Genomic DNA, 25946 nt, shown 5'->3' on the forward strand with positions numbered 1-25946 from the left:
TTTGAAATCCTGCATATAGAGGTTTGAAATCCTACAAATCAGCCTATATTCATTCTTTGCCCGGTGTATCGGCTGGGTTGGACACCGAAATATTTCTTGAATAAGGTGCTGAAATATTTGGAGTTTACAAATCCCGTTTGTATGGAAACATCGGTCACCGGTATTCCTTGTTGCAGTAGGGCGGCAGCTTGCTCAAGGCGGATAATACGGATGAAGTCTTGCGGAGTATGCCCGGTAAGAGCTTTCAGCCGTTCGTGGAAGAGAGTCCGGCACATGGCCATGTTTCGGCAGAGCCGGTCAATGTCGAATTCAAAATCGCTTATGTTATCTTTCACGATTTGAGTTGCTTTTTCCACAAAGGCACTGTCCGCATTATTGGGCATGGCGGATTGTACAGGCATTTCTTTAATGGTCTTGTCTGTCGAAAGGGTATGTTGCAGGGCAATCTGTGTATAGTATTGCCGCAGGCGTCTGCGATTCTCTATTTGTGCCTGAATTTTGGCTTTCAGTATATCTATGTCGAAAGGTTTGGCTATGTAGTCATCGGCTCCTTTCTGCAATCCTTCTATGATGGATGTCCTGAAGGTCTTGGCGGTAAGTAGTATGACCGGTATACCTGAAGTGGCAGGAGTGCTTTTTATACGGTGGCACATTTCGTCACCCGGCATACCGGGCATCATTATATCAGACAACACTAAACTGGGATATTGCGTTTCCATATATTCCAGCGCTTCTTGCGCATTGGATTTGTCTATGACCCGGTAAATCGGTTCAAATATACGGCGCATATAGAGGCGGAGTTCATCATTGTCTTCTACAATGAGCAATGTATCCTTGTCCGAGTCACAAAGTGTGGTGTTTTCGGTGGTAGTGGAATCTTTCGTGATTGGAGTGGTAGCGGGCACGGCGGAGGCTGTGACTGCGGCCTTGTTGAGTATGAGCATGAACTCCGAACCTTGGTTTACGATGGAGTTGACTTTGATGTCCCCTTTCAGTAAAGTGGCAAACCGCTTGGCTTGTAATAGTCCCAAGCCGATGCCCGGAGTGCCGGAACTGATGGCATTGCTGGCACGGAAAAAACTTGTAAACAGTTTCTTTTGTGCTTTGGGGGAGATACCGATACCTGTATCGCTGACGATAATCTGTACTTTGTCAGCTTCGGCTTTCACGTCGATGCTGATTTTTCCTCCAGCAGGAGTGTATTTAAGAGCGTTGGATAGAAGGTTGGTAAGTATCCGGTCCAGTAATTTACTGTCGGCCCACACCCCCAACTGGCAGTCAATGCTGCTTGCCTGCAATGTTTTCTGTTGCTGCTGGCAGAGCGGTTGAAAGATAGTGAAGAGATTGTCGATATTCTGTTTTAGTGGCACAGCTTCCATTTGGGGTTTCATACTGGAATGGTCTATTCGTTCAAAATCAAGTAGCTGTGATAATATGTCCAGTAGCTTGTTGAGATTGGAATGTGCCAGCCTATAGACCGGATGGCGTCTGCATGAAGTGTGGAATCTTGACGCAATTCGTCCAAAGGAGCTTTGACAAGCGTAAGCGGGGTACGGATGTCGTGGGCTATGCTTACGAAGAAGGCAATCTTTTCGTTCATATAGTGGCGCACCAACTGTTGCTGTTTGCTTTTGATAATCACTCCTATAATACTGCATAGGGTTGTGGTATATAATAGCCAAGTCCACCAAGTGTTCCACCATGGCTGGCAGATGGTGATGCTTGTTGTCCGGTTGCTTAATATAAGCCCGCTGTTGAGGCTGTATGACCGTATGCAAAGTTGGTATTTGCCTGGTGATACATTCGTGTAGCGCAGTTGCTCATTGTTTTCCAACTTGTTCCAGTCACGGTCAAACCCTTCAAGCATGTATTCGTATGCAATGTCTTCCTGATAACGGAAACTTACTGATTCAAATCCTATTGTGAATGAATTGTGTCGGTATGATAAAGTGATGGTGCTATCTGCCAGCATTTGCATGAGCTCCGGACGCATGTCTGTGGATTCTCTGCTGTCTATATTGTCTATCCGGAAGTTGGTGAGCTGTAAAGACGGGGCTTGATAGGAAGTGAGTGAAATGTGGGGTTTGAAAATCAGTACTCCGGTGGTGCTTCCCAGTGCTACACGTCCATCTGCCAATAGGATAGCGGCGGAACGGTTGTAGAATCTCGACATCACATGCTCAAAGTTTTGGTTGTATATCTGCATGGACGGCTGTGGGGGAAGGCAGGCCAGTCCGTGATCGGTAGTTATCCATAACATCTTGCTGTGGTCGATGAGCAAGGCACTTACACGGTTGGAGGGCAGACGTTGCTCGGTAGAGAAAGCCCTTTTTTCAAGAGTTTGCAGATTGCACAAATAAAGGCCTCCGCCATCACTTCCCAGCCATGCTTGTTCATCGTCTATAAATGCTATGGATTGAATGAAAGCATTGAAATCCTCCCCTTTGTTGTCGGTGCTTTTAAATATATGTGTCTGTTTACCAGTTTGTTTGTTTATCAGTACCAGCCCGTCCACTGTGCCTACGGCAATGGTATGTACATCCTTTTGTGCTATGCAACGTGCTTTAATTACGTTGTACGATTTCCACTGCCGGGTAGGGTACTCCAGTTGCAGCAACTGGTTGTCCATTGTCCCTATCCATAAATCTCTGTCTGTATCAAACTGTACTGTAGAGAGGTAGTCGGAAGGCAAACTGCTATTGGTGCTTAAGTAATGATGTAAAATTTCTCCCTGGCTGTTGAGAAGAAAGACTCCATTGCCATAAGTGCCTGCAGCGATGATATCCTGGGAATCGATGGAGATACTTAATACCACATTGCCTGGAAGTATCTGTCTGCATCGGTTATTTTGGGCATTGTATATGCTGATACCATTATCGGTGGCAATCCACAATTCACCGTTGCTTTGTTCGCAGAATGCATTTACATTGTCATCGGCTAAGGATGGTTCTTCTCCTTTGCGATGTCTCAGTAAAGTTGTACTGGTTTCCTCGGGCATCATGAGAAATGCCCCGCCGGTATAAGTCCCTATCCATATATTGTCTTCGCAATCTCGGCATAGGGAGTACACTCCCATGGCAGTAAGCATCCGGTTGGTGCGCGTGAAGAGTGGCTCCGCTTCGCCGCTGGATAAGTTGTAGGTGTACACTCCATCTCCATCAAAACCCAATAAAACGGTGGACGGTGTCATTTCTATCATGGAACGGATAGGAGTGTGGGGGAGAGAACCGTTTTTGGCAGGCTGCTCTTGCCATGAACTGAGACTGATACTTTTCACTCCACAGTTGAAAGTCCCTATTAATAATATCTCCTTGTCTGGAAGTGTCAGGAGACTTTGTACATAGGTGTCCGGGCAGAGTTTTTGTAATAAATTCCTATTCTTGGAATAGATACGTAAGTCACATGTGGTACCTATGGCTATACTTTGAGGTAACTCTGTGATATAGGTCGCATGGCAGTCGGAATCAATAAGTTGGGGCGTTTCACCTGATAAACAACAGTAGAGACCGCTATTGAGCCCTATCCACAACTGTTCCTGCGAGTCAATAAAAAGGTACTGGAGAACCAGGCCCATATAAATATGTTCGGCTAAATCAAGGTAGAGCTCAAATTGATCGGTAAGCAGGTTATATCTGTAAATCCGTCCTACGTTATTATAAGCATAAAGTGAGTTGTTGGGGCTTATGGCTAACATGGTAGTACTTCCTGAGGCATCGGAAAACCTTTGGTTGGTCCCTAATTTATAGCTTTTCATCGAGCGCCCGTTGAAACGGTTGATTCCATCAAGTGTGCCCATCCATATGGCTCCTGACTTGTCTGTTGCGATGGAAAAGACCCGTAGCTGCTCAACCCCTCTTCTGTACCAAATTGCAGGCTGGAAAAACGCTGGACATACTTGTCTGCATGGGCTGTGGTTGAGAACAGCGTGAAAAAAAGTAAGACCAGAGTCTGTAGAGTTTGTTTAGTGCAGATATACATTTGCTATGCAATGTTGGTTAACGAGTACAAAAGTACATTAACTCTGTGAATGTTCAAAACAATAATCCAATAAGTTCGAATTGTGAAAGTATTTGTATTGAAAATCAGTGCTTTGTGATAAAATGCAAGCATTCAAACCTGATATGTGGGGATTCAAACCTGATGAATGGATACTTTAATGAACTTTGCGGCCTGACCGAAAATCTGGTTTACAAATTTTATTATTAATATTATGAAAGTAAAGAAATGTAAAAACACGTTACTCTGCGGCACACTTACTCTCTGTTTGTGGGGAGGCTTTTCGCAAGTGAGGGCTGCTTCATTTGAAAATTTTGCAATAGAACAGCAAAGCAACAAAGTAACAGGTATTGTGAATGATGAGTTTGGCCCGGTGATAGGAGCCTCTGTCGTTGAAAAAGGAACCAGCAATGGTGTAGTTACTGGCCTGGATGGTAAATTCAGTCTGAATGTTAAACCTGGAGCAACATTAATCATCAGTTTTGTAGGATACAAACAGCAAGAAGTAAAGGCTGGTAATGCTCCATTGAACATTGTACTTGAAGAAGACAGCAAGATGCTGAGTGAAGTGGTCGTAACAGCTTTAGGTATTAAGCGCGAGCGTAAGGCTCTGGGATATGGTGTGGCTGAAGTGCAGGGTGAAGCGTTGACCAAGGCCAAAGAAACGAATGTCATCAATTCAATGGCGGGCCGTGTTCCAGGTTTGGTAGTGACCCAGACTGCAGGTGGAGCTTCCGGTTCTTCCCGTGTGATATTACGTGGTAGTACAGAGATGACTGGTAATAATCAGCCTTTGTATGTGATAGACGGTGTACCTTTGGATAATACCAATTTTGGTAGTGCCGGTACTTACGGCGGTTTTGACCTTGGTGACGGTATTTCCAGTGTCAATCCTGATGACATTGAAAGCATGTCGGTACTGAAGGGACCTGCTGCTTCGGCTCTTTATGGTAGTCGTGCCAGCCACGGTGTGATTCTTATCACGACCAAAAAGGCCAATAAGGATAAGGTTAGCGTAGAATATAACGGAACGCTGACTTTTGATACTCAGTTGGCTAAATGGGATGATATTCAGCAGGTCTACGGTATGGGTGCCAACGGTACTTATCCCATTAACGCGGTGTCTAATACGAACATGAGCTGGGGTGCCAAAGCTGACGGTACCAATATGCTTAAGTATTTTGATGGTGTGGAACGTCCTTACCTGATAGTTCCTGACAATACTTCCCAGTTCTTCCGCACAGGCTTTACTGCAACTAACAGTGCTATCATCGGGGTGAATAATGGCAAGACCGGTATTCGTTTCACCTATACTGATATGCGCAATAAGGATATTGTGCCAAAGACTCACATGAGCAGGGACATCTTCAATTTGCGCGCCAATACCAGTGCCGGGAAGTTTGACTTGGATTTCAGTGTTAACTATACCCGTGAAGATGTGAAAAACCGTCCTGCATTGGGAGACAGCAAATCGAATATTGGTAAGAATCTAATGACTTTGGCCACCACTTATGACCAGGCATGGCTCAAGTCTTATCAGGATGCCAATGGTGAATATGCCAACTGGAATGGTATGGACCTTATAATGTGAATCCTTATTGGGATGTTTACAAGAACTCAAACAGCTCCAAGAAAGACCAATTCCGTTTCAATGGTAAGGTTGTCTGGAACATCACTCAACACCTGAAGGTACAAGGAACAGCAGGAGCCGAGCTTAATTGGTTTACTTTTGAAGACTACAAGGCTCCTACCACACCGGGATATGAATCCGGTTACTTGCAGAATAATAATTTCCGTAATCGCATGTATAACTTCGAGCTTCTGGCCCTCTATAATAACTCTTGGGGAGATTTCGACTTTAATGCGACATTGGGAGGTAACTTGTACAAAGTGAATAACCAGACTATAGTCACTACTGCCAAAGACATGAAGATTCGCGATGTGGTGGCTTTGATGAGCTTCAATGAAGTAAGTGTAGAGCCTTACAGTTATCGTAAGCAGATTAACTCTATTTATGGTGCCGTTAACTTGGGTTGGAAGCACATGCTTTACTTTGATGCAACCCTTCGTGGCGACCAGTCTTCCACATTGCCCATCAGTAATAACATGTACATCTATCCTTCTTTCTCCGGTAGCTTTGTATTCTCCGAGTTGCTGAAGTTGGGTGACAAGCTTCCTTATGGTAAAGTGCGTATGTCATGGGCGCAAGTTGGTAGTGATACCGATCCATATCAGCTCGGATTGGTGTATACCAAGTCTAAGTTTGCTTATCCCGGTTATACTATTGGTTATATCAGTAACGGTACTATCCCCAATAAGGATTTGAAACCTACCAAGACCAATTCATTCGAAATGGGTCTGGAACTGAAATTCCTGAAGAACCGTATCGGCTTGGACTTCACTTATTACAGCCAGCTTAGTAAGAATCAGATTATGGGTATGGCCAGCTCCTCGACTTCCGGTTACGGCTATCGTTTGATTAATGCAGGTGAAATTGAGAATAGAGGTGTGGAAATAGCTTTGAACACTCGCCCGATTCAAACGAAAGACTTCTCTTGGGATTTGAATTTCAACTTCTCGAAGAATAGTAACAAGGTGAAGAAACTGGTGGACGACATGGATATGTTTGAACTGGAAAAGGTACATGGCTTGACGTACAAGTGGCTGCCAAGGTCGGTGAGAATTTCGGCTCTATCGTAGGTCCCGACTTCCAGCGTAACGAAAATGGTGATATCCTTATCGACCCCTCAACCGGATTGCCTATGTACGACAAGAGCAACCATGTGCTGGGAAATGCATCTTGGGACTGGACCGGCGGTGTCTATACCAACTTCTCCTACAAGAATATTTCACTTTCTGCCGTGTTTGATGTGAAGGTAGGTGCTGACCTTTATTCTATGTCAGCTCGGGCCGCGCATGAAACAGGCAAGAGCATGGCCACTTTGGAAGGCCGCGAAGCATGGTATAAGTCCGAAGAGGCCCGTCAGGCAGCAGGCTATGCCAAGGATTCTCCTGACTGGATACCTACCGGTGGTTTCATTGCTCCGGGTGTGATTGACAATGGTGACGGCACCTATCGTGAAAACGACATTATAATTAATCCAGAAAAGTACTGGATGAATGTTTGCCGCAATGCGCCTTCTATGTTCATCTATGATAACTCTTATGTAAAGTGCCGCGAAATCACGCTGAGCTACACCTTACCTAAAACCTGGTTGAAGAATGTAGTAGACGGACTGACAGTATCGTTTGTAGCCCGTAATCCGTTCATTGTCTGGAAAAATATTCCGAACATTGACCCGGACTCCAACTACAACAATACCACCGGTATGGGTATGGAGTATGGTTCATTGCCTTCACGCAAGAGTTACGGCTTCAATATTAATGTAAAATTCTAAGAGACCCCATACAATTTATCCAATACATTATTAAAAAAGATATATACAATGAGACACTATAAATCATATATCACAATGGCGTTGGCTGCATGTACTTTGTCTTTTGCTTCTTGCAGCGATGAGTACATGGAGAACATGAATACCGATCCCTCAAAGGCTGCAACCATTGACCCCAACGCACAGCTCACGACTGCCCAACTCCATACGTATGGTGACCTGGAGGTGAGTGAAACTTACCGTAGCTACATTTATGCCTTTAATCAGCAACTGATGGGCTGCTGGAATACCACGAACTATGGTGGCCGTCATACACTTGACCTTAACGAGATGGGGCATATCTGGCAGAACTACTATTTGAAAAATATCAAGGACCTTACCGATGCGCAGGCACGCACTACGGATGATGACGAGAAGGTGAACATCAATGCGGCTGTCCGCATCTATCGTGTCTATCTCATGTCTCATCTTACTGATATTTATGGTGATGTACCTTACTTTGAAGCGGGAAAAGGCTTTATTGATGGTAAGTTCACGCCTAGATATGACACACAAGAAGAGATATACAATGACTTTTTTGCGGAGCTCGACGCTGCCGTAACAGCTTTTGATGGCACCAAGGACCGCATCACCGGAGATGTCATTTATAACGGTGATATAAACAAATGGAAGAAGTTTGCCAATTCACTTCGCCTGCGTTATGCTATGCGTATCTCGGATGCCAACCCACAGAAGGCCCAGGAAGAATTTGAAAAAGCTTTGGTGGCAGATGGTGGTATCATTGCCTCTGGTGCTGATGACGCACTGATTCCTTATTTGGATATTGCTTTTGACTTTGGTGGCGAAAGCTATTCCGACTATCGTCGCAACGCTTTGTCACAGCGTCTGTATGGTAACGACCCTCGTAATAACCCCAGTTTTATCTGTTCTACTTTTTATAATCAGCTGTTCAATACTGGTGACCCTCGTTTCCTTGCTATCATACGGTTCTACTTTGACCAGATAATGAGCACAACCAGTACCGAAGGCCGCATTGACATCACTGAAGAGGTATTGGCGAAAAATATGGCGCATCCACGCGATCCGGGTGCATTCTTCTATGAACCTTGGCCCGAAGCTTATGAGAGCGACCTTATAAAAGAACTGCAGGAAAGCAATCCTACCATTGAAAAGATTTCCATGGATACGGAAACAGAACCCAAGTTGGCAAGTAACTTTCTTGAGGGTGAAAATCCGGGTGTGGTTATAACCTCGGCCGAAGTGGACTTTCTGTTGGCAGAGGCTGCACTGAAAGGATGGAATGTGACAGGTTCCGTAGAAGAACATTATAGAAAAGGTGTACGTGCGGCTATGGACTTCCTGACGGACAATTACGGATGTGATAAAATAACTGATGAAGAGTTCGATAACTATATGGCCAATAACATCATTGGTTACACGACCGAGCAGAAAAAGGCATCTATCAATACGCAGGCATGGATTCTGCATTTCACCAATCCGTTGGAGTGTTGGGCTAATTTGCGCCGTTCCAACTACCCACAGCTAAAGTCTCCTGCAGAGTATGGTTTCAGCCAGGTTCTTACTGGGGGAGCAGCTATCCCGGTTCGTCTGTGCTATCCAGTGCTGGAATCTTCATACAACAAGAAAAACTATGAGGAAGCGCTGGAGCGTATGGGAGGTAATAATAGCTGGAATACTCCTGTGTGGTGGGATAAAAATAATGTTCAATAATTTCTGTTCAATATCAAATTAACTATCAATATGAAAAAGATATATGTTATGCTGTTTGCCATATTGGCATTCAACGCCTTCTTGACAAGCTGCAGCGACGAAGAGCCGTTCTCTACGGCTACGCTCAATGATGAGCCTCGTATACTCGACCTACCTTTCCGGATCGGGTTAATGGAAATCTGGCCACATTTGCCAATTTCAGTCGTGACGGCAAATTGTCGATGAAACTCACGGTGACTCCCGCAGACTATACTACCGTAACTTGGTTTGTGGATGGAGAAGAAGTGGCTACCGGTACTGAAATAGAAAAGGAATTTATGGCAGGAACTTATCACCTTAAAATAACAGCTACCACCACTGTTGGGAAATCCACTTACCGTGAGGGGCTTATCCAGGTAAATCCTTTCGCAGATGACCCCAGTGCTACTGAAGTGGCCTTCGAACGTATTGTGGCTCCCGGTAATAAAGCTTGTCTTTACGGCGATAACCTGGATAAAGTGGAAAGCATTCTTATTGGTGGGATGGCTGCCACGGATATTACTTATGTGGAGTCGGAAGATGGCAATTATGTGGAATATACTGTACCTGCCGGCTTGTCGGAGGGAGACTACCGGGCTATTTTTATCGATGCCGAAGGAAATGAATATGGCGCCAATAAAGTGAAAGTGACTAAAGGGGCTATGATTACAATGGGAGCCAACCGTGCTACCGTTGGTACGGCATGGATAATGACCGGTATTAATCTTGATGCTGTTGCCTCGGTTGCGGTAGCTGATGTGGAGGTAGTGGAATTTGCAGAGCAAACTGCCACTTCTCTCACGCTGATTTGCCCGGAACTGGCAGAAGGGGAATATACAGTGACCGGTAAGACCAAAACCGGTGAGAGTATACAGTTCTATACCAATGGCGAAGTTACTACAGAACAGAAAGTTACTATTTCTTCTGAAAAAGCCCTGTGGGAAGGACATCATTATGTGTCTTGGGACAAAGCGGACGGTGATCCTAACAAATCGTTCAACCTGATTCCTCAAGAAGTAATGACTGCCCTTAAGCCGGGAACTATTTTGCGGGTTTATTATTCGATAGAACCTACAGCAGAATATCATCAGATGCAACTTGCTACCGGTTGGTGGACAGGGCTGATGGATAAAATAGAATTCAATGAAGATGGTGTTTACGAACTGATTATCACCCAAGAGGTTATTGACAAGATAAATGCTGAGGCCGGATTCCTTTGTGTGGGACACGGTTACTATGTCGACTTGGTAACAGTTCAATAATTTCTAATAAAGAGCGAAAAAATGCATACTTACATTTTACGGTTTTTTCTGCTGTTTGCTGCATCTGCCACAAATCTTAGTGCACAGATACCCATATATCAAAATCCTGATATGCCTATCGAGGTGCGCGTTGAGGATGCGTTAAGCCGTATGACACTTGAAGAAAAGGTGGCACTTTGCCATGCGCAGAGCAAGTTTTCATCGGCAGGTGTGCCCCGTTTGGGTATTCCTGAGTTGTGGATGAGTGATGGACCTCATGGAGTTCGCCATGAGTTTGAATGGAATACTTGGAATTATGCGGGTTGGACCAACGACTCTATTACGGCTTTTCCTGCTCTTACGGCTCTTGCCGCCACTTGGAATCCGGATATGGCTGCACGCTATGGCAAGGCTATTGGCGAGGAGGCACGTTATCGTAAGAAAGACGTATTGTTAGGTCCCGGTGTCAATATCTATCGTACCCCCCTTAATGGGCGTAACTTTGAGTATATGGGTGAAGACCCTTATCTTGCCGGTGTGATGGCGGTTCCTTATGTCAAGGAACTGCAAAAGAACGGTGTTGCTGCTTGTGTGAAGCATTTTGCATTGAACAACCAGGAGCAGTGGCGTGGTACTGTTGATGTTGAAGTGAGTGACCGTGCTCTTTACGAAATCTATTTGCCTGCTTTTAAGCAGGCAATAGTGGAAGGGGGAGCATGGAGTGTCATGGGAGCTTATAACAAGTATCGTGGCCAGCATTGTTGCCATAATTCCCGTCTGCTCAATGATATTCTACGTGATGAATGGGGGTTTGACGGTTGTGTCATTACAGATTGGGGAGGAGCTCACGACACCAAAGAGGCTGCTCTTAATGGTCTTGACATTGAAATGGGGTCTTATACCAACGGTTTGACTTCGGATAATAGCTTGGGGTATAATCTCTATTATTTGGCAGATCCCTATCTGGAGATGTTGAAGAAGGGGGAATTGCCGATGGCGTCAGTGGATGCGAAAGCGAGGAATATACTGCGTCTGATTTTCCGGACTTCATTGAATCAGAATAAGCCGTATGGCTCACTCTGTACCAAAGAACATTATGATGTGGCTAAAGTAATAGGTGACGAGTCCATCGTACTGTTGCGGAACAATGGCATTCTTCCATTACAAGCTGATAAGTATAACCGGATATTGGTGGTTGGTGACAATGCTGTCCGTAGACTTACGGATGGTGGCGGTTCGTCGGAATTGAAACCAAAAGATATGATTTCTCCACTTGATGCACTGCGTGCCCTATATGGTGATAAGATAGAATACACCCAGGGTTATGCATGCGGCCGTCCCTTTTTTGGACATGAGGAGGAAATGCAACAGACGTTGATAGACTCTTTGCGTGCTGAGGCTGTGGCAAAGGCACGGCAGGCAGATGTTGTTATCTATGTGGGAGGTTTGAATAAAAATGCTTTTCAGGATTGTGAATCTACTGACCGTAAGTCGTATAACTTACCTTTTTCTCAAAATGAATTGATAGAAGAGCTTGTTGCTGTCAATCCAAATCTTGTGATAGCCAATATCAGTGGCAATGCTTATGCTATGCCATGGTTGAAGAAAGTGCCTGCAATTCTGCATATTTCTTATTTGGGGACTATGGGAGGAGCGTCGATTGCAGATGTTATCAGTGGTAAAGTGAATCCATCGGGTAAACTGCCTTATTCTTTTCCGGTGAAGTTAAGCGATTGTTCGGCGCACTCTTTTGGTGAAGGGGCTTATCCGGGTATCGATACCGGCAAGGAAGATGTGTCTTTGACGGATTATCAGCGCAATGTCGGTGTCAACCCTAAAGAAGAGTATAAAGATGATATTTTAGTAGGTTATCGTTGGCACGATACAAAGAAGATTCCGGCTCTTTTTAGTTTTGGCCATGGATTGAGTTATACTTCTTTCAAATACGGCAAGTCTCGGCTGTCATCGAAGACGATGGATGAAAAAGGAAGTATCAAGGTGACAGTGCCTTTGACTAATACGGGTACGAGGATTGGTAAAGAAGTGGTACAACTTTATCTTGGAGATCCGGTGTGTAGCGTTATCCGTCCATTGAAAGAGTTGAAGCACTTTACAAAAGTAGAGGTCGAACCTGATGAAACTGTTCAAGTGGAATTTGTTATCACTCCTGATGATTTGAAGTTTTTTGATGAGGCAAGCCATCAATGGGTAGCTGAGCCGGGAGTATTCAATGTGTATGTCGGGACTTCATCTGCAGATATTCGTTGCATGCACTCTTTTAAATATATATGTGATTGACGTAATAATTCGATGGCAATTAAACTATGATATGTGAAGAAAGCGTACTGCCTTTTAGGCAGTACGCTGCATAATGAATCATTCTTTTGAAGTTTGAAATTTAATCAATATCCATTATCTTTGTATATTTGGATAGATAATTGCCTAATATAAAACCATGATGAAACAGAAACTTCTTTACCTTTTGCCACTCTTCCTATTGTCGGGATGCGGGCAGGTTACTTACAAGAATGCATCTCTGCCGGCAGAAGAGCGTGCCGGACTTTTGCTGAAGGAACTGACGCTCGAAGAGAAGGTGTCCTTGATGATGGACAGCTCCAAACCAGTGGAACGCCTGGGCATCAAGCCCTATAACTGGTGGAATGAAGCGTTGCATGGAGTGGCGCGTGCCGGGCTGGCCACAGTGTTCCCTCAACCGATTGGTATGGCGGCATCTTTCTCGCCGGAGACGGTATACGAGGTATTTACTGCCGTATCTGATGAGGCCCGCGCCAAGAATGCCTACTATGCATCCCAGGAAAGCCATGAACGCTATCAAGGGTTGACAATGTGGACGCCTACAGTGAACATCTATCGCGACCCCCGCTGGGGAAGGGGTATAGAGACCTATGGGGAAGACCCTTATCTGACCAGCCGTATGGGGGTGATGGTTGTAAAGGGTTTGCAGGGTACGAACGATGGAAAATATGACAAGTTGCATGCTTGTGCCAAGCATTTTGCCGTACACTCCGGTCCGGAATGGAACCGCCATGAGTTTAATGCGGAAAATATCAAGCCCCGTGATTTGTATGAAACTTATCTTCCTCCTTTCGAAGCTTTGGTGAAAGAAGGAAAAGTGAAGGAGGTGATGTGTGCCTACAACCGTTTTGAGGGCGATCCTTGTTGCGGTAGCGACCGCCTGCTGATGCAGATTTTGCGCGATGAGTGGGGATTTGACGGTATTGTCCTTTCGGACTGTGGAGCTATTGCCGATTTTTACAGAGATTATGGTCATAAGACGCATCCTGATGCAGAGTCCGCTTCAGCGGCTGCGGTGCTGAGTGGGACTGACTTGGAATGCGGTTCGAGTTACGAGGCCCTGGTAGAAGCGGTGAAGCAGGGAAAGATTGATGAAAAAGCAGTGGATGTAGCAGTCAAGCGCCTTTTGACGGCCCGCTTTGCCTTGGGTGAAATGGACGAGCCGGAGAAGGTGTCCTGGACCGGCATTCCTTTTTCTGTGGTGGCTTCTGCCGGACACGATTCTCTGGCGCTCGACATGGCGCGCAAGTCAATGACACTGCTTATGAACAAGGATAATACCTTGCCGTTGAAGCGTGGAGGCTGACTGTAGCCGTGATGGGGCCGAACGCCAATGATTCTGTGATGCAGTGGGGAAATTATAACGGTATGCCTCCGCACACAGTCACCATTCTGGACGGAATTAGAAAAGCTTTGGGGACTGATGACCGGCTTATTTATGAACAAGGCTGCGGATGGGTGGAGAGAACTCAGATACAGAGCGTCTTCAACCGTTGCAAGACTGCTGACGGGAAGCCCGGATTTACTGCACGCTACTGGAATAACGTGACTCGTGACGGTGAGCCGGTCACTACTGACCAAGTGACCACTCCTTTCCATTTCAGTACATCCGGTGCCACGGTTTTTGCTCCGGGTGTAAACCTTACCGACTTCTCGGCAACCTACAACAGCGTATTCACTTCCGACCGGTCGGGAGAGGTGGTCTTTGACATCTATGCCTATGGCTCAGGGAGATTGCGGATAAATGGGGAGGAGGTGAGAGGATTTTCCAATCAGCACGGTGGCAGAAGAGTGCTTATACTTTGCAGGTACAAGCAGGAAAAACGTATGATGTTGAATTGGATTTTGAATATTTCCGTAGCGATGCACAGTTGGACTTCGACCTTGGATTTAAGAATGAAGTGGATGTGAGGAAATCTGTGGAGCGTGTGAAGGATGCTGATGTCGTGGTCTTTGTGGGAGGAGTCTCTCCGAACCTCGAAGGCGAGGAGATGGGCGTTGAACTTCCCGGATTTAGAGGAGGCGACCGTACGGATATCGAGTTGCCTGCTGTCCAACGGGAACTGATTGCCGCCTTGCACCGTGCCGGTAAAAAGGTGGTGTTGGTGAACTGTTCGGGTTCTCCCATCGGTCTGGAGCCGGAAACCGGGAGGTGTGGAGCCATCCTGCAGGCATGGTATCCCGGTCAGGCAGGCGGTACGGCTGTAGCCGAAGTCTTGTTCGGCGATTACAATCCGGCAGGACGCTTGCCGGTGACCTTTTACCGTAATGTGTCACAGCTTCCAGATTTTGAGGATTATAATATGACGGGCCGGACTTACCGTTACATGACCCAGGAACCGCTTTTCCCCTTCGGTCATGGATTGAGCTATACCTCTTTCAGCTATGGCGCTGTGGTGCTTGGCTCGGATAATATAAAGTCCGGTGAGAAATTGAGATTGAGTGTCCCCGTAACCAATACCGGCAAATGTGACGGTGAAGAGGTTGTGCAGGTCTATTTGAAGAAAAACGATGATGTAGAAGGACCGAGCAAGGCATTGCGTGCTTTCAAGCGGGTACATATCCCGGCAGGAAAGACGGTCGATGTAGAGTTTGATTTGGGTGATAAAGAGTTGGTGTGGTGGAATCCGCAAAGCAATACCATGTGCGTTTCCGAAGGCAGTTATGAACTGATGGTGGGCGGTAGCTCGCAAACTGCTGATTTGCTGCGCCGGTCTTTTGCTATTCAGCCTTGATACATTGCTGACAGAGTCGAAAAAAAAAGTTTTCCGCTTGAGGGTGAGTTATGACCTTCAAGCGGAATTTTTGTATACTGGGGATATATGTTCTTAATAATCCTTAATACTGCATCTTAAATCCCTTGTTTCTATGTACTTATTTAATTTTAATTGATATATTTGTGATATCATTATGATATTATTTAAATCTATAGAATATGGAAACAAAAGAGTGTAGTTTCAGTGGTTTCAAGATGAATGGCTTTCTGGCCTTGTTCCTTCATTTGGTAGTGCTTACGGCAGTGATAATCTTTGGGTTTCTCATTTCTGTGCCTACTTTGATCCTTTCGGTGTGTCTGTGTCTGGTATGGTTCATTATGTTTGCCGGCTATATGGAGCTGGAACCGAACGAAGCGCGTGCCATGGTGTTCTTTGGCAAGTACAAGGGAACGTTCAAAGAGACCGGCTTTTTCTGGGTAAACCCCTTCCTTAATAAGAAGAAGCTTTCGCTTCGTGCACGCAACCTGGATGTGGAGCCGATAAAGGTGAACGATAAGATTGGTAATCCTATTCTCATAGGACTGGTATTGGTGTGGAAGTTGAAAGATACTTATAAGGCCATGTTTGAGATTGACTCGCAGACGATGGCTGCATCCACTTCCACAGCAGGCAATGCCAATCAGGTGAGTCTTGGTAATGCGGTGGCCAACCGTATGAATGCGTTCGAGAACTTCGTGAAGATACAGAGTGATGCCGCTCTTCGCCAGGTTGCCGGTCAGTATGCCTATGATGATAATGAGGCTGATACGGAAGAGTTGACACTTCGTTCGGGCGGTGAGGAAATCAATGAACAGCTGGAGCAGAAACTGAATGAACGCCTGGCCATGGCAGGTATGGAAGTGGTGGAAGCCCGCATCAACTATCTGGCGTATGCGCCCGAAATTGCCGCTGTGATGCTGCGTCGCCAGCAAGCATCTGCCATCATTACGGCACGCGAGAAGATTGTGGAAGGGGCAGTCTCTATGGTAAAAATGGCGCTTCATAAACTTTCTGAAGAAGAAATTGTTGAACTGGACGAAGACAAGAAAGCGGCAATGGTCAGCAATCTGTTGGTAGTGCTTTGTGCGGATGAGGCTGCCCAACCGGTAGTCAATACGGGAACGTTGAACCATTGATAAAGGATACGGATGAAAGAGATGGGGATTATAGGACGATGGGCTCTTATACTGCTCTTGCTGGGCAATGTATATGGGGGCTTTGCACAAGATGCGAATACTGCGCGCGCGCAGCACATTTATGAATTGTTTGTGGCAGGGCAAGGTGACAGTATCCATGCGGCATTGAACCGGGAGCTGCAGGAGAAACTGGCTCCGGCACTCTTCAATGATTCTTTCCGGCAAGCAGAGAAAATGTTTGGTAAACCCATATCAAAAGGAGAATGGAAGACCGATTCTGCCCAAGGAATTACTATCTATTATTCCGATGTGGAATTTGAACGTTATAATCTCCGTTTTCTGGTGGCTTTTGATGCTGACGGGGCACTGAATACAATCCGGCTGGTCCCTGCACCTGCTGTTGGCACTGCCCAACCGATAACCTATGATAAGACAAAAATGGATGAAAGGGATATTACGCTGGGAGCCGACGGCTACAAGCTTCCCGGAACGTTGACTTTGCCCAAGCGGGCAGTCGGTCCGGATGCATGCAGGGTTCCTTGTGTTATTCTGGTACATGGTTCCGGTCCTCACGACCGTGACGAGACGATAGGTCCAACAAGCCTTTCCGTGACTTGGCTTGGGGATTGGCGGAACGTGGTATTGCTGTCGTCCGCTATGAAAAACGGACAAAGGTATATGGTGCGGCTTGTGTTCCTGCCGGTCGCGAACTCGATTATGATACTGAGGCCGTGGACGATGCCGTTGCCATAGTGGAGCAGGTAAGGGCTTTGCCCGAGCTGGCTCCTGACAGTGTGTATGTGTTGGGGCACAGCCTGGGAGGTACATTGGCTCCCCGTATTGCCGGGCGTTCGAAAGGTTTGGCAGGTATCATTATCCTTGCCGGGCTGGCAAGACCGCTTGAAGATGCTCTTGAGGAACAGTTTTATTATACCTCTTCTTTGACGGATTCTTCAGTCAATGTAAAGGCTCAACTTGATGAACTGAAACAACAGTTGGCTAATGTCAAAAAGCTTGGTACGGAAGAGTTTGATGAAACGATTTCCTTGCCATTGGGGCAGCCCCGTTCGTATTGGCTGTTTGCCAATGCTTACAAACCGGTGGAAGTTGCCGCTAAACTAAAGCTGCCTATATTTGTTCTTCAAGGGGAGAGAGATTATCAAGTGACTATGGAAGACTTCGGTTTATGGCGTTCCGGTTTGTTACGCTGTAAGAATGCATTTTTCCAATCTTATCCGAAATTGAATCACTTGTTGCAGGAAGGTAGCGGCAAGGCGACTCCGTTCGAGTATAGCCATGCTTCACCCGTTCCGGCATATGTTGTGGATGATATTGCTTCCTTCGTGCGGGGCAAGCAGAATACTCTTTGATTGGTACTTGGTTATATCAAAGTAACTTCAATCGTAAATCGTAAATTGTTAAATAGTAAATAAATAGTGGCTAAAAAAGAAACTTCAACCAAAAGCTTTGTCCTCCGTGTGGATGCTGCGACGATGGATGCTATTGAAAAATGGGCAGCCGATGAGTTTCGCAGTACCAATGGACAGCTTCAGTGGATTATCGCTGAGGCGTTGCGGAAGAGTGGGCGGATGAAGAAATCCAAGACTCCTCCTCCGACTGAAAAAAAGGTGGAGGAGGATTAGTAATAACAACTCTAAATCGCAGATAGTATGATTAATCTTGGTCCCTATTCCGGCAAGAATTGCCTAATGTCCGTTTTCAGCCAACTGTACTTGACCGTATTCTGGAAGGTATGGCCCTACTTGTTGTGCTTGTTACGTGGGGTGGTATTTACTGGCTATATACACAAAAAGGAGGCTCCTTGCCGTCAGATGTTTGGATGATGGGCGGTTTTTCTGTTTTCTGCTTCTTGCTCATGGGGATAGCCGGATATCTTCCCGTCCGCTTCATTAATTTTCCCGTTCGGGTCACTGGGCGCAATGTGGCTGTCCAATATCTGCTTGCCATACGCTTTACTCGGGTGATGAATGTTATTCTGACCCTGATGTTTTTAGCTGCTGCCTTTAGGGAGTACTGTGTTTTAGGTAGAATTCTTTTCTTTGCTCCGCTTGTTCTGCTGGGATTGTCATTTGTGGGATACTATATACTGGCGTTTAAATATAAGTAGCTTTACTGTCTATTTTATAGTTTTGCTTTCAGCTGATGCCTGATTTGTGGGGCTCTACCTATTTATAATGACTAGCTTGTTTTATTATACCTAATTTGAGCGATTGCGTACTATCTGGCGATGCCTTATCTTTGCAACATCAGATTTGAATGAATTAGTTAGTCATAATTACGTAACCACTTTTATGAAGATAAAAGGATCCCCGCTTCCCGATGTGATATCGTGAAGCGGGGATTTGCGCTTTAGGGTGGAAGTCTTACGGCTGAATGCTCATAACTCCATGACTGAACTTCCTTCATCCTATGAGTTAATACCCAAAACACCCGGATGTATTACCCTAAAACATCCCCATCTTTACCCCAAAACATCCGGATGTTTTAGGGTAATACATCCGGATGTTTTGGAATAAAAGATGAGGATGTTCTGCCCTTTCAGTATAGGACTTGACGGCATTGGGTCTTAGTGGGAAATGCCTTAGGAGTATATACCTTTCGGGGTTACAAAGAGTCTTTGATATCGCTCAATTCTACCAGCTTGTTGACAATAGCGTAGATGGTGAGCCCTGCCGGAGAATGTATCTGCAGTTTGCGTGCAATGTTACGGCGATGGGTAATGACGGTATGGATGGAGAGGTAGAGTTTGTCGGCGATGGCTTTGTTGGTCATGCCCTTCACAACGCAGGTGATGATTTCCTTTTCGCGCTGGCTCAGGGTTTCTTGTTCGCTGTCTTTTTCCTCTTCCTCCTCGGTGTGCAGCAAGTGGTTGATTTTGGAGGCGATGACATCTACGTCATCGCACATGGCGAAGTTCTCGTCATATTCCTTCAATATGTTGTTGTCGATGACGGAGCATACCATGCAATGTACTTGATGCCGGATTTCCCGTGTTCTGCCTTGAAGGCGGGCAGGTCGAACCAGCCACCGAAAGTGGGGTTGATGACGATAATGTCTGCCGGATGCATGTGAATGTAGTTCTGCAGCGATTCCGGCGAAGAAACTTCAATGGGGTGTGCATTCAAATTGGGAATACGCTTCAATACAGCCGTCAGGCCACTCCGGATGATGACCGAAGTTTCTGCAATGACAATCTTCAAAGAAGTATTATTGTTCATTTTCCAGTTTCCTTTCTATTTGCGCTACGGCGGGAACAAACATATAGTCTTCTACCTGGCAGTGGGTGGCAAGGTCTTGTTCGCAGTTGAATATATCGAACAAGACCGCATTCAGGAGATTGTTGTTCTCCTTTTCCGGATAGTATTTGATGATGATGTTCTTCAGCTCTTTCAGTTTGGTGTCTATCTGATTATGTTTGCTGGCAAAAGTGGCGATGTTGTATTCGTCCGATAGCCTGCCCCGGAGCAATTGCTCTACATAGGTGAATACGGCCTGGTTTTCATATTCCATGTGGCGGCGTACCTCCTTGGCATATTCATCGAAGAACTTCAGGATGAGGTAGGCTACATCGTTTGTACCGGAGCAATCGATGGCTTCGATGAGTTTGCGGCGGATGGCCGGCAGGTTGAAGTCGAGGAAATACGTGTGGGCACGCTTCAGATAATCCATAAGGGCGGGAATGGAAAAATCGCTTTCATTGCCGCTGTAAGAGTATTGTTCTTCGCTGATAAAGTTGGCTACGGCGAGGAATGTAGGGCAATCGACGCCTTGTGCTTCGCAGACGTCCTTCACGCTCTTGTCTCCGAATCCTAATGACAGTCCGAAGCGGCTCATCACCATTAATAAGGAGTAATTGTCACAGATGAGGTCGCTCATCTTGTCCGTGGAGCGGTACTTATGTTGCTCATTCATTGTATATTATTGTTTTTAATTCTCTAATTCGTGCGCAAAGTAACGGCTTTTATCCGAGAACTGCAATCACTATTAGTAGGTATTTTGCTTGTCGGGAGATGGTTGAAGAGTGGTGTTTGCCGGATAAACTAAAAGCTTTAGTTTTATTTAACGAGGAAAATTAGTTTTTGAACTAAATAATTTAGTTATTTGCGGAAAACAAAGAATGTTATGAAAGGATTGACTGCAAAAGAAGAAGAAATCATGGGCTTTTTCTGGGAAAAAGGACCCTTGTTTGTGAAGGAAATGCTGGCATTCTATGAAGAGCCGAAACCACATTTCAATACTTTGTCCACCATTGTGAGAGGATTGGAGGATAAGGGGTTCCTGAGCCATCATACGTACGGCAATACATATCAGTATTATGCGGTGGTCAGCGAGGAGGATTTCCGCAAGCGGACACTGAAGAACGTTATCAGTAAATATTTCAATAATTCCTATCTCAGTGCAGTGTCCTCTTTGGTGAAGGAAGAGGATATATCCCTGGAAGAACTGAAGCAGTTGATACAGGACGTGGAAAAGGGAAGGGACTGAGATTGTTGAAACTCTAATAACTCTAGCTTATGAAAAACATCGGATTGGTTTATTTGCTGCTGGTCAGTATTTGCTGCGGATTGCAGGCAAAGAAAATCGTAAAGGTACCCTATTTCATGGCATGCAATACGCGTAGCATTGAAGTGGAGCAAGTGACGCTTGGAAAAGATACGACCTGGCTGGCGGTGAGGCTTTATGGCATGCAGGGCGATAAGGTCAGGATTGATTCGACAGCTGTGCTGCGGGCATCCGGAAAAGATTACGGATATTTGGGAAATACCGGTTTTGCTAGGGATGAGTGGACGCATATTCCCGCTTCCGGTGAAATGACTGCTGTTTTGAAGTTTAGTCCGCTTCCGATGGATACTGAGAGCTTTGATTTCGTAGAGACACCGAGCAGTGATGAAGGATGGGTAATTTATGGTATACAGCTCAACGGAGAGAAACCTCGGGTGGATGTTCCCGAACGTTTGCGGAATAAGAAACCGGATGAGGTTTTGCCATTGCCCGGACCGGAACTGAATGTGGGAAAGACTGTCATAAAGGGGCGGATATTGGGGTATAAACCGGAGTATGGAGTGACGTTACGCTACTATGATTCGCCTTGGTTCTTCATGTATTTCACCGGTAAGGATTTGACGATAGCGGAGGATGGCACGTTCCGTTATGAGACGGAGGTGCTGTTGCCGAGTGGTGCTACGCTGTGGATATCCCGTTCGAAAATAGAATTGTTTCTCGTTCCGGGTGGAGAACTGGATGTCACAATCAATCTGCCTGAAATATTCTATTCGCAAAGCCGTCTTTTAAGCCGGAAAAGGGATGGTGTAACGGATAGCCGTGTTTGGTTTGAAGGAGACTATGCCGGTCTGAATACCGAGTTGCTGCGGTTCGGTGAAATGAAAAGCTTATCGGGAGCTGATGATTTTTATGCAGATATTTGTGGGATGACTCCGCAGGCATATAAAAAGTATCTGTTCAGGCATTATGAAGATATGCAAAAGAAACTTGTAAAAAACAAGGATATGAGTCAGGCTTGCCGTACTTATATCCGGGCAAATCTGGATATGAATCTGTTCAGCCTTATCTATAATTACAAGAGTAACCTTAGTTATGCCCCGATGCTTTCGGGCAGGAAGGGGGTGAAAAGGGCGGACATGACGGTGGATAGTACCTCATACTTCAAGGAAATACTGCAACTGGATATTCTGCATACCCCCGAACAGAAATATTACAATTATTATACGGACTTTGTGAAGACCGCTACCGGAAATCTCCGGGATAAGTTTGTGCAAGACCCTCTTTGGCCGGACATGCTTCTTGCCGGGCGTGCTTCCCGTAATCTGAGCAAGTACATGCCTTTGACTGAGGAAGAGCGTCGGACGGTGGACAGCATCGCTTCTCCCGACCTCAAGCAATTGTTCCTGATGAGAAACGGGAGGATTGAAGCCGAACTGAAATCAGAGTTGGAAGCTACTAAGGGAAAGACTGGATATAAGATTGTTGAGGTGGGAAAGGAGGTAGCGGCAGACAGTTTGTTGCAGGTCATTACTCGTCCTTATCGTGGCAAGATGGTACTGGTGGATATGTGGAACACCTGGTGTGGTCCTTGTATGCGGGCCATGAAAAGCTTGAAACCGTTGAAAGAGGAGATGAAAGAGGTGGTTTATCTATATATTGCCGACGAAACATCTCCTGAAGGAAAATGGAAAGTAACGATACCGGATATACCCGGTATTCACTGTCGCATTAGCAATGAGCAAAGTACGGCATTGGCAAAGCTGTACGAATATCCGGGTATCCCGACCTATTTCGTCGTGAACCGTGAAGGAGATATCTCCTACAAAGCAACCGGATTTCCCGGAGTGGAGATACTACGGAATGAACTGATCAAGTAACTGTAAATAGTAAATCGTAAATCCTTAAATAGTAAATAACTCCATGGGTCTGTTTTTTGTTTATATACTCAAATCATCCGTTTGTCTGGCGATATTCTATCTGTTTTATCGCTTGTTGCTGGCACGCGAGACGTTTCATCGTTTCAACCGTTTTTCATTGTTGGGCATTTTGCTGTTGTCCTGCCTATTGCCTTTGGTAGAGGTAAATGTGAAGCAGGAGACGGAAGTGCACCAGACCATGCTGACATTGGAGCAGTTGCTGATGATGGCAGATGCAGTGAATGCCACTGAGGCCGGAGCAAGGGCTGAAACGGCAACAGTCACCTGGATACAAGTGGCGCTACTTGTCTATCTGGCAGGAATCGTTTTCTTTGCCTTCCGCAACGTATGTTCGTTGGTACGGTTACTGATGTTGCTGAAATCGGGTAAAAAAGAGGATATCGGCAGCTACTTACCGGGCAGAAAGGAACGTGTCACTCTGATTGTGCACAATCGTGACATAGCTCCGTTCAGTTGGATGGGATATATTGTCATTTCACGGAAAGACTTGGAGGAGAACGGACGGGAAATCCTTATCCATGAGCTTGCCCATATCCATAACCGCCATTCCTGGGACTTGCTGGTGACCGATGTCTGCATTTTCTTTCAGTGGTTCAATCCGGCATCGTGGCTGCTGAAGCAGGAATTGCAGAATATCCATGAGTTTGAAGCCGATGAAACGGTGATAAAGGAAGGTGTGGACGCAAAACAGTATCAACTATTATTGATTAAAAAAGCTGTCGGCACAAGGCTCTACTCTATGGCCAACAGCTTTAATCACAGTAAACTTAAAAAACGTATCACTATGATGTTAAAAGAAAAATCAAGTCCGTGGGCACGTTTGAAGTATCTTTATGTACTTCCGGTAGCTGCTATTGCAGTAACAGCTTTTGCCCGTCCCGAAGTCTCCGATAAAGTGGAAGAGATTTCAAGCGTCAAAGTTAACGATTTGGCTGCAATTGTAGAAACAAAAGTGACGGAAAGTGTAGGAGACACAACGAAACCTGCTGATGTGAAGTATGTACCGACGGAAGTCCGCAAGCAGTTGAAGGGGACTCCGGTCTTTGAAGTGGTAGAGGAGATGCCGGAATTTCCCGGTGGTGGAATGAGTGCTTTCATGGACTATATCAAGACGAATATGCGTTATCCGGCATCTGCCAAAGAGAAAGGTACGCAGGGACGTGTGACAGTCCGGTTTGTGGTGGATAAGGATGGAAGTATCAAGGAACCGGAGCTTCTCCGTTCTGTAGATAAGGATATGGATGCCGAGGCGCTGCGTTTGATAAGCAGTATGCCGAAGTGGAAACCGGGGAAACAGAAGGGGCAGCCGGTGGCGGTGAAATATACGGCTCCGGTGATGTTCAGGCTGGATGACGATAAACTTGAAAAGACTTCTTCTGCCAATGCCATTACAGTTGAAGGATATGCAGGTAATGGGAAAGAACCATTGTGTATTGTGGATGGAAAGGAGATGACGCCCTCTATCATGAGTGCATTGAATCCTGATAAGATAGAACGTATAACGGTTCTGAAAGACAAATCTGCCACGGACTTATATGGAGAAAAGGGAAAGAATGGCGTTATGCTGATAAATTTAAAGAAAGGAGGCACTCCTTTTGTGGTAGGTGTGCCGACGGAAAAAGTGGAACTCCCGGAAATAGAAGGGGGGCATTTGAATGGTGAGAAGGCCGATTTGTCTGATGTGGATATTTATGTAGATCGTGTGAAGATTGATTTGGCAGGGAAAGGGCTGGAAGATGTTATATCGGCCGACCAGATAGCGAACATAAATGTGGATAAGATTCCAGGTAAAAAGGGGGTTATCTCTATTACTACCAAGAAGAATGCCGGAAAAACTTCCGCTAAGGGCAGTATGAAAGTGGAAGGTAAAGTGGTGGATGAGCAGGGTGAGCCGATTGTCGGTGCAGCTGTTTTGATAGAAGGTACTACTTCGGGAGCTATTACGGATGTGGATGGCAACTTTGTTCTCTCCGTACCCTCCAAGGATGCTATACTGTCTGTTTCGTACATAGGTGTAGCTACCAGCAAAGTGAAGGCTCAGCCTAAGCTTACAGTAACCTTAAAAAGTGAATAGTCTCTGATAACTATGACAAGTAAAATTCTTTCTTTGTTTCTAATTCTGATAGCTGTGGGGGCAGGGCTTTGCTCTGCCCAGACAGCCGGTAAGAAATATTATTTGATGGACGGGCTTTTCTTTGAAGGAATGCCGCCCTGCGTGAGTTCGGACAATGTCGTGGCTTTCATCGTCCACAAAGATAGTGAAGGGCACGAGGTTATGGAACTTCGTCTGCGCAAGAGTTTTGTACTGCCGGAGGATGTAAGCAGATACGCTACTCCTGCCGAAGACGTACCTGGCTCGGAAGCGTTCTTGATGAGCTATCGGGGCGGTATGGGACAGAAGCTCCCGATAGGCGGTGCCGTACGGACTCTGAAGACGGAGGAGTGGATGGGCAAAGCCTTTCCGGACTTCAAAGTAAAAGATACCGCAGGGAGGGAGTGGACTAATGCCGATGTAGTGGGGCGTCCTATGGTCTTGAACTTCTGGTATACCGGTTGCGGGCCCTGCATCCGCGAAATGCCGGAATTGAACAAATGGATGGAACTTTATCCCGATGTAGCCTATTTTGCCACGACGTTTGACAGTGCTGCCCAGATAAGGAAGATTGTAGAGAATCGTCCTTTCCTCTTTACCCAGATAGCCGATGAGTTGTTTTTCTTTACGACCTTTAATGTGAGCGGTATGCCCGTGACGATACTGGTGGATAAGAAAGGCGTTATCCGCCATATAGAACAAGGTACCGGGACTGCGAAACTCCGGTATATGCAGGACAAGTTGCAGGAACTTGTCAGCGAATAGTTCTTTCTTGATGAAGAGGGGATAAGGATTTCAGGGGAT

At 45.8% G+C, this 25946-nt stretch carries 13 protein-coding genes and 4 pseudogenes; 13 read left to right on the top strand and 4 right to left on the bottom strand.

The window, feature by feature from the left end:
• Positions 1 to 38: 38 nt before the first annotated feature.
• Together JCM16496_RS04740 and JCM16496_RS04745 are read right to left on the bottom strand one after the other, a co-directional pair.
• Complete coding sequence (locus JCM16496_RS04740) at positions 39 to 1391, bottom strand: hybrid sensor histidine kinase/response regulator transcription factor (RefSeq protein WP_159102436.1); 1353 nt, start codon at positions 1389 to 1391, stop codon at positions 39 to 41.
• Positions 1392 to 1402: 11 nt separating this feature from the next.
• Positions 1403 to 3796 carry a two-component regulator propeller domain-containing protein gene (locus JCM16496_RS04745; RefSeq protein WP_025832657.1) on the bottom strand — a complete coding sequence of 798 codons (2394 nt, stop codon included), beginning with the start codon at positions 3794 to 3796 and terminating at the stop codon, positions 1403 to 1405.
• Positions 3797 to 4210: 414 nt separating this feature from the next.
• On the opposite strand from JCM16496_RS04745, the pseudogene JCM16496_RS04750 reads away from it, so the two are divergent.
• From JCM16496_RS04750 to JCM16496_RS04790, 9 genes and pseudogenes are all read left to right on the top strand, one after another.
• A pseudogene (locus JCM16496_RS04750) lies at positions 4211 to 7394 on the top strand (SusC/RagA family TonB-linked outer membrane protein).
• Positions 7395 to 7442: 48 nt separating this feature from the next.
• Positions 7443 to 9122 carry a SusD/RagB family nutrient-binding outer membrane lipoprotein gene (locus JCM16496_RS04755; RefSeq protein ID WP_025832659.1) on the top strand — a complete coding sequence of 560 codons (1680 nt, stop codon included), beginning with the start codon at positions 7443 to 7445 and terminating at the stop codon, positions 9120 to 9122.
• A 221-nt stretch (positions 9123 to 9343) separates the two neighbouring features.
• Positions 9344 to 10402 (top strand): hypothetical protein, encoded by a 1059-nt coding sequence (locus JCM16496_RS04760; RefSeq protein WP_244440248.1) that lies wholly within the window; start codon positions 9344 to 9346, stop codon positions 10400 to 10402.
• Positions 10403 to 10423: 21 nt separating this feature from the next.
• The gene (locus JCM16496_RS04765) at positions 10424 to 12679 is read left to right on the top strand and encodes a glycoside hydrolase family 3 C-terminal domain-containing protein (protein ID WP_025832661.1); all 2256 of its coding nucleotides are present in this window, start codon (positions 10424 to 10426) and stop codon (positions 12677 to 12679) included.
• A gap of 160 nt (positions 12680 to 12839) precedes the next feature.
• Positions 12840 to 15432 (top strand): annotated as a pseudogene (gene xyl3A, locus JCM16496_RS04770) (xylan 1,4-beta-xylosidase).
• Between the two features lie 200 nt (positions 15433 to 15632).
• Complete coding sequence (locus tag JCM16496_RS04775) at positions 15633 to 16589, top strand: SPFH domain-containing protein (protein WP_025832663.1); 957 nt, start codon at positions 15633 to 15635, stop codon at positions 16587 to 16589.
• Between the two features lie 12 nt (positions 16590 to 16601).
• A pseudogene (locus tag JCM16496_RS24875) lies at positions 16602 to 17959 on the top strand (alpha/beta hydrolase).
• Between the two features lie 66 nt (positions 17960 to 18025).
• Positions 18026 to 18232, top strand: a complete 207-nt coding sequence (locus JCM16496_RS04785) for a type II toxin-antitoxin system antitoxin (protein ID WP_025832666.1) — start codon at positions 18026 to 18028, stop codon at positions 18230 to 18232.
• 110 nt (positions 18233 to 18342) lie between these two features.
• Positions 18343 to 18717 (top strand): hypothetical protein, encoded by a 375-nt coding sequence (locus JCM16496_RS04790; protein WP_244440250.1) that lies wholly within the window; start codon positions 18343 to 18345, stop codon positions 18715 to 18717.
• Between the two features lie 497 nt (positions 18718 to 19214).
• On the opposite strand, the pseudogene JCM16496_RS04795 reads toward JCM16496_RS04790, so the two are convergent.
• Positions 19215 to 19828: pseudogene (locus JCM16496_RS04795) on the bottom strand (response regulator transcription factor).
• Positions 19818 to 20522 carry a hemerythrin domain-containing protein gene (locus tag JCM16496_RS04800; protein WP_025832669.1) on the bottom strand — a complete coding sequence of 235 codons (705 nt, stop codon included), beginning with the start codon at positions 20520 to 20522 and terminating at the stop codon, positions 19818 to 19820. The pseudogene JCM16496_RS04795 and the gene JCM16496_RS04800 overlap by 11 nt, the downstream one beginning before the upstream one ends.
• A 210-nt stretch (positions 20523 to 20732) precedes the next feature.
• Here JCM16496_RS04800 and JCM16496_RS04805 point away from each other — a divergent pair, with 210 nt between their 5' ends.
• From JCM16496_RS04805 to JCM16496_RS04820, 4 genes are read left to right on the top strand one after another with little or no spacing between them, the layout of a single operon-like run.
• Positions 20733 to 21095 (top strand): BlaI/MecI/CopY family transcriptional regulator, encoded by a 363-nt coding sequence (locus JCM16496_RS04805; protein ID WP_005823785.1) that lies wholly within the window; start codon positions 20733 to 20735, stop codon positions 21093 to 21095.
• 29 nt (positions 21096 to 21124) lie between these two features.
• Positions 21125 to 22990: a TlpA family protein disulfide reductase gene (locus JCM16496_RS04810; RefSeq protein WP_025832673.1), complete on the top strand. Its 1866-nt coding sequence runs from the start codon at positions 21125 to 21127 to the stop codon at positions 22988 to 22990.
• A gap of 43 nt (positions 22991 to 23033) precedes the next feature.
• Positions 23034 to 25124, top strand: a complete 2091-nt coding sequence (locus JCM16496_RS04815) for a M56 family metallopeptidase (RefSeq protein ID WP_025832675.1) — start codon at positions 23034 to 23036, stop codon at positions 25122 to 25124.
• A gap of 12 nt (positions 25125 to 25136) precedes the next feature.
• Positions 25137 to 25907, top strand: coding sequence for a TlpA family protein disulfide reductase (locus tag JCM16496_RS04820; RefSeq protein WP_025832678.1), 771 nt, complete (start codon positions 25137 to 25139; stop codon positions 25905 to 25907).
• Positions 25908 to 25946: the final 39 nt, after the last annotated feature.

The sequence above is a fragment of the Bacteroides rodentium JCM 16496 genome (assembly GCF_000614125.1).
Lineage (GTDB): Bacteria > Bacteroidota > Bacteroidia > Bacteroidales > Bacteroidaceae > Bacteroides > Bacteroides rodentium.